The sequence below is a fragment of the Rhodanobacter sp. PCA2 genome (genome assembly GCF_013620825.1).
Lineage (GTDB): Bacteria > Pseudomonadota > Gammaproteobacteria > Xanthomonadales > Rhodanobacteraceae > Rhodanobacter_A.
The window spans coordinates 158,100-163,836 of sequence record NZ_NJIC01000012.1; the positions used below are offsets into that span (position 1 = coordinate 158,100).

Consider the following 5,737-nt stretch of genomic DNA (forward strand, 5'->3'; position numbering starts at 1 on the left):
AGGCGTCGCTGGCGCTGGTCCTGCGCGAGGCGGTCACCAACATCCATCGCCACGCCCACGCCACCGCGGCGAGCGTGGTGTTCTCCTGCGAAGCGGAAAGGTTCCACATGTGCATCAGCGACAACGGACGCGGCGGCCTGGCCGCCCACGGCAACGGCGTCAGCGGCATGCGCGAACGCGTGCGTGCCCTGGGCGGCAGCTTCGCGATCGACTCGCCCGCCCGGCGCGGCACCACGCTGGACGCGGAAGTGCCCCTGCGCCGGGCCACGAACGCCGTCGCTGCGGACGCGCGCCCGGCGCCGGCGCTGGCGAGGAAGGAGCGCAGCGCATGATCCGCGTGATGCTGGCCGAGGACCAGGCGATGGTGCGCGGCGCGCTGTCGGCGCTGCTGAACCTGGAATCCGACATCGAGGTGCTGGGCTCCGCCTGCGACGGCGAGGCTGCCTGGCGCGAGCTGCAGCGGCTCAAGCCCGACGTGCTGGTCACCGACATCGAGATGCCCGGCCTCACCGGCCTGGAACTGGCGCAGCGCATCCAGCGGCACGAGCTGCCGATGAAGGTGATCATCGTCACCACCTTCGCGCGCCCCGGTTTCCTGCGCCGTGCGCTGGACGCGGGCGTGTCCGGCTATCTGCTGAAGGACGCGCCGGCGGAGAACCTGGCCGAGGCGCTGCGCACCGTGCATCGCGGCGGCCGCGCGATCGATCCGCAGCTCGCGCTGGAGGCATGGTCGGAAGCCGACCCGCTGAACGACCGCGAGCGCCAGGTGCTGCGCCTTGCCGGCGAGGGCCACTCCGCCGGCGACATCGCCATCCAGCTCAGCCTCTCGCACGGCACCGTGCGCAACTACCTGTCCGAGGCCATCGGCAAGCTGGGCGTGGCGAACCGCATCGAGGCCTACCGGCTCGCCCGGCAGAAGGGCTGGCTCTGAGTGCTAGCCGTGATCCAGCGTGGATTCCGGCAATTCTCGCCCACCCTGGCGCCACCGCCCCGGGGGCTGCCCGTGATGTCGGCGGAATGCCGTGGAGAAAGCGTAGAGGGATGAGTACCCGACCCGCTCTGCCACTTCGATCAGTGGAACGTCCTGCGTTCGCAAGAGATCGCGCGCCACCGTCATCCGCCAGTCGGTGAGATACCGCATCGGCGTATCGCCAAGAACCTCCTGGAACACCCGGGCGAACGTGGCCCTGGACATATTGCTCATACGGGCCAGTTCGTCCACCGTCCACGGCTTGCTGGTGTCCCCGTGCATGGCCTGAAGCGCTCGCGACAGGCGCTTGTCCGATGCGCCGCGAACCCATGCGGGTGCATTCGGGCTCGATGCCAATCCAGTCCGGAGCCCAAGCACGACAAGAACATCCAGTAGCCGGTCAAGCACCGTCTGGCGACCCGGCTCGGCATGCGACAGCTCTTTTGACAGCAGCGCGACCACCCCATGGATGGGATTGTCCATGCGCGAGGGAATCAGGAACACGGGCGGAAGCGCATTGACCAGTCCCGCGCCGATGTCCCCGGCAAAGCGATAAGCCCCGCAGAGGAACGCCGCCGCCCGCGGATCATTCTCGGCTTCTTCCGAAGAATGCCGATTCCGGAAATCCTCCGGCAAGACACAGTGCGCCCGTGGTTCGTGGGCGATGAAGTGGTCGGCTCCCCCACGCACGAGCGCCAGGTCTCCCGGCCTGAGTTCGGTGGGCTCGCTCTCATTGTCGAGCCACAACCACGCTTGCCCCTGAATCATTGCGTGAACGGCAAGTTGAATCGTGCCGGGCAACCGAAGCCCCCAAGGCGCAACGGCGGTGGATCGCGCGAACACCCCTCCAGAGGAGCGGGCGCGCACTAGATGCTCTTGCAGAATATCCATAGCTTGAGCGTATCACACAAATTTTTGAGTGATTTGATTGTTTATAAGATCAAATCCTTTTCATAAAGTTACACCATTGAGCAATTACCCAGGAGCCACCCCCGTGAGTGAAGTCACCGGCAACTACACCCTTGTGCTCGGCGCGACAGGCAAGACCGGGGCCCGCGTCGCCAAGAAGCTCATCGATCAACGAATACCCGTCCGCACGGCTGCTCGCAGCAGGGCGAACGTCCGGTTCGACTGGAACGATCCGTCGACCTTCGCACATGCACTGGCCGGGATCTCGGGCGTCTATCTCGTGTCGCCTGTGATGCGTGTCGACTTTGCCGGCATTGTTGGCCGGTTTCTCGACGAGGCAGAGCGCGCCGGCGTACGCCATGTCACCTACCTCAGCGCCTACGGCATGGAGCACGCCTCGGAGAAAGTTGCGCTGCGCGCAGTGGAACTTGATCTGGCCTCGCGTACCTCGTTCTCCCACTCCATCGTGCGTCCCGCCTGGTTCATGCAGAACTTCAGCGAGACGTTCCTCAAGCCCGTGAACGATGAAATCGTCGTGCCGGGCGGGACCGGCGCGGAGGCGTTCGTCGGCGCAGAGGACATCGCGGCCGTCGCGGCAGCGACGCTGGCCGATCCTGCGGGGCATGCTGGTCGCGCGTATTCCCCCACTGGCCCCGAAGCGCTGACATTCGACGAAGCCGCCGCGCACATCTCAAACGTCGTGGGTCGTAAAATTTCGTACCGCGACATGGATCGCGAGGTATGGATCGACGCAATGATCCAGGCCGGCGTGCCCGCCGAGTATGGCGACGTGCTTCGCAGCTTGACCGAGACGATCGCAAGCGGACGCGGTTCACGTCCGAACAACGACGTGCTTGCGGCAACCGGCACTGCACCTACCCGCTTCGAACAGTTCGCCGCGGAGACTGCCGCCGCATGGCGCTTGTGAAGACTTCCCCCGGACTGGAACCAAGGAGAACAGGAATGCCAAACCAGAAATACTCAGTCTTCCAACCCGCCAAACCCTACTTCGATCTGGTTCGAGGCGCGCTGGGCAATCTTGTGGACGGAGAACACTTCTTCGACATTGTTGCCAACGACGTCGTCTACGAAGTTCTCTACGACCTCGGTTGGCCTCGCGTCATCCACGGACGAGCCGATCTGATGGCTTCGTTCAGAGGCTATGTGGAGAGCATTGCGCTGCAATCGGCCGACAACCTGGTGGTCCACAGGACGGATGACGGCTGCGTCATCGAATACGAGGTTCATGGAACCATTCTCGCGACGGGCGCGAAATACGACAATCGATTCTGCTCCATCATCAAGATCGAGAACCGGAAGATCGTGCATTGGAGGGACTATATGGATTCCCACGCGGCCTGGAAGGCACTGGTACCCGGCGCCAGCTGAACCGGGCGTGGTCTGATCATTCTCGTCAGTGTCGAACCCGAGGCATTGCGGCGTGTCGTGCCTTCAATGCCGCCCATGTTTGATCTTCCGGTGGGTTGTTCATCCGGGGCATCGCTGGAAGACGGGGGGCTGCGAAGCCAACCCGTCCCGGGAGCCCCGGGTGAACCTGCATGAACCGCCCGTTTGAGCCCCGCGATCGAGCCCTGCCTGTCGACCGTGCCTGCGCGATTAGCGGCTCTGCCGCCAACGCGGCCGCGGCGCTGTCGGCTTGCGCGGCGCGGCCGCAGCCTGCAGCCCGCGCACGAACGCAACTGGATCGGCGGGCGACACCACCACGGTGCAGCCGCTCGCACGCAACACCACCGCACGCTGCCAGTCGGTGACGAAGGCGCGGTAGCGCCCCAGCTTCGCGTTGCGGAACCAGCCGGTGAACGAGAACAGGCCGCCGTTGCCCCACAGCCGGATCGAACTCGCCCCGGCCAGGGGATCGACATCGGCCTCGCGCAGTGCGCCTAGCGGCACCCGCGTGGTCCAGAACAGGCGGCGCACGAACAGCACGCCGTCGCGCACGCCGTACTCGCGCACCACGAACGGCACCGCGGCCAGCAGTATCGCCAGCGGCAACGCGATCGCCGCCACGCGCAGCGGCGTTGGCAGCGCATCGGCCGGAACGGTGGTCGCCACCAGCAGCGACACTCCCGGCAACAGCAGGCCGACCGCGAACGAGATGCCCTTGAGAAAGCCGCTCCAGGGTGCGGCGGGGTGGAATGGGGTCATGGCCGGATAATGGCCGCCACCGACGGTGGCGACAAGGTCGACGCCGGGGCATCCGGGCTTGCGCGATAATGCCGCGTTGCCGAATGCATCCGTTCCGTTGCCGAGCCCCTACTTGAAGAAGTCCGATTTCGATTTCGACCTGCCGCACGAGTTGATCGCCCAGGCGCCGCTGCCCGAGCGTTCGGCCAGCCGCCTGCTGCTGCTGGACGTAGCCGCTGCCACCCGCGAGGACCGGTTGTTCCGCGAGCTGCCCCATTTCCTGCGGCCGGGCGACCTGCTGGTGTTCAACGACACCCGCGTGTTGCCGGCGCGCCTGTACGGGCGCAAGGAGAGCGGCGGTGCGGTGGAGATTCTGATCGAGCGCGTCACCGGCGCGCACGAAGCCACCGTGCAACTGGGCGTGAGCAAGAAGCCGAAGGAGGGCGCGCGCATCGAGCTGGCCGACGGCAGCCATGCGCTGGTGCTGGGGCGCGACGAGGGTTTCTTCCGGCTGCGTTTCGAGGCGCACGAGCCGCTGGAGAAATTGCTGCTCAAGCTGGGCGAGATGCCGCTGCCGCCGTATATCGAGCGCCATGCCGACGCCGCGGACGCGGAGCGCTACCAGACCGTCTACGCGCGCGAACCGGGCGCGGTGGCCGCGCCCACGGCGGGGCTGCATTTCGACGAATCGCTGCTGGCCGCCTTGCGCGAGCGCGGGGTGAATTTCGGCTACGTGACGCTGCATGTGGGCGCAGGCACGTTCCAGCCGGTGCGGGTGGATGACATCAGCGGCCACCACATGCACAGCGAGTGGCTGAACGTGGGCGCCGGCCTGATCGAGCAGATCCACCGCACCCGCGCCTCCGGCGGCCGGGTGATCGCGGTGGGCACCACGGTGGTGCGCGCACTGGAGAGCGCCACGGTGGACGGCCAGCTGCACCCGTTCGCGGGAGAGACGCGGATCTTCATCTTCCCCGGCTACAGGATCACCAGCATCGACGGCCTCGTCACCAACTTCCATCTGCCGCAATCGACCCTGCTGATGCTGGTGTCCGCGCTGGCCGGGCGCGAGTTCATGCTGGACGCCTACCGGCACGCGGTGCAGCAGCGCTACCGGTTTTTCTCGTATGGCGACGCGATGCTGATCCTGCCGCGGGGCGGCTGAGCTTCTTTCGTTCCGGGACGCGTTGCTGCTTCGCTCTTCCCCAGCCCTGCGTGGAGAGGGTGGATGTGAGGGGGCTTGCGGCGAGCTTGGCCCCTCACCCCAGCCCTCTCCCCGGAGGGGAGAGGATCGAGGTGAGGGGTTGGGCTTGCGGCAAGCTTGGCCCCCCACTCCAGCCCTCTCCCCGGAGGGGAGAGGGAGCGGTCCGCGCGAGCTTTTCTGCCTCATCTCCCCTCTGGGGAGAGGATCGAGGCGAGGGCGGGGCTTGCGGCGAGCTTGGCCCCTCGCCCCAGCCCTCTCCCCGGAGGGGAGAGGATCGAGGTGAGGGGTTGGGCTTGCGGCAAGCTTGGCCCCCCACTCCAGCCCTCTCCCCGGAGGGGAGAGGGAGCGGTCCGCGCGAGCTTTTCTGCCTCATCTCCCCTCTGGGGAGAGGATCGAGGCGAGGGCGGGGCTTGCGGCGAGCTTGGCCCCTCGCCCCAGCCCTCTCCCCGGAGGGGAGAGGATCGAGGTGAGGGGTTGGGCTTGCGGCAAGCTTGGCCCCCCACTCCAGC

At 66.7% G+C, this 5,737-nt stretch carries 7 protein-coding genes; 5 read left to right on the plus strand and 2 right to left on the minus strand.

What is annotated here, in order from left to right:
- Positions 1-332, plus strand: a 332-nt coding sequence (locus tag PCA_RS17535; RefSeq protein WP_343204413.1) for an ATP-binding protein, incomplete at its 5' end; no start/stop codon positions are given.
- The gene (locus PCA_RS05105; RefSeq protein ID WP_181301504.1) at positions 329-931 is read left to right on the plus strand and encodes a response regulator transcription factor; all 603 of its coding nucleotides are present in this window, start codon (positions 329-331) and stop codon (positions 929-931) included. The genes PCA_RS17535 and PCA_RS05105, both read left to right, overlap by 4 nt.
- Positions 932-934: 3 nt before the next feature.
- Here PCA_RS05105 and PCA_RS05110 read toward each other — a convergent pair whose 3' ends face one another.
- Positions 935-1,861: an AraC family transcriptional regulator gene (locus PCA_RS05110; RefSeq protein ID WP_181301505.1), complete on the minus strand. Its 927-nt coding sequence runs from the start codon at positions 1,859-1,861 to the stop codon at positions 935-937.
- Between the two features lie 103 nt (positions 1,862-1,964).
- Here PCA_RS05110 and PCA_RS05115 point away from each other — a divergent pair, with 103 nt between their 5' ends.
- A complete protein-coding gene (locus PCA_RS05115) occupies positions 1,965-2,807 on the plus strand; it encodes an NmrA family NAD(P)-binding protein (RefSeq protein WP_181301506.1) in 843 nt (280 codons plus the stop codon).
- A 35-nt stretch (positions 2,808-2,842) separates the two neighbouring features.
- Complete coding sequence (locus tag PCA_RS05120; RefSeq protein ID WP_181301507.1) at positions 2,843-3,268, plus strand: nuclear transport factor 2 family protein; 426 nt, start codon at positions 2,843-2,845, stop codon at positions 3,266-3,268.
- Positions 3,269-3,496: 228 nt separating this feature from the next.
- Here PCA_RS05120 and PCA_RS05125 read toward each other — a convergent pair whose 3' ends face one another.
- A complete protein-coding gene (locus PCA_RS05125) occupies positions 3,497-4,045 on the minus strand; it encodes a PH domain-containing protein (RefSeq protein WP_219918538.1) in 549 nt (182 codons plus the stop codon).
- Between the two features lie 112 nt (positions 4,046-4,157).
- Between PCA_RS05125 and queA the strand changes: the two genes are divergently transcribed.
- Entirely contained in the window at positions 4,158-5,189 is a 1,032-nt protein-coding gene (gene queA, locus PCA_RS05130) for a tRNA preQ1(34) S-adenosylmethionine ribosyltransferase-isomerase QueA (protein WP_181301508.1), read from the plus strand.
- Positions 5,190-5,737: the final 548 nt, after the last annotated feature.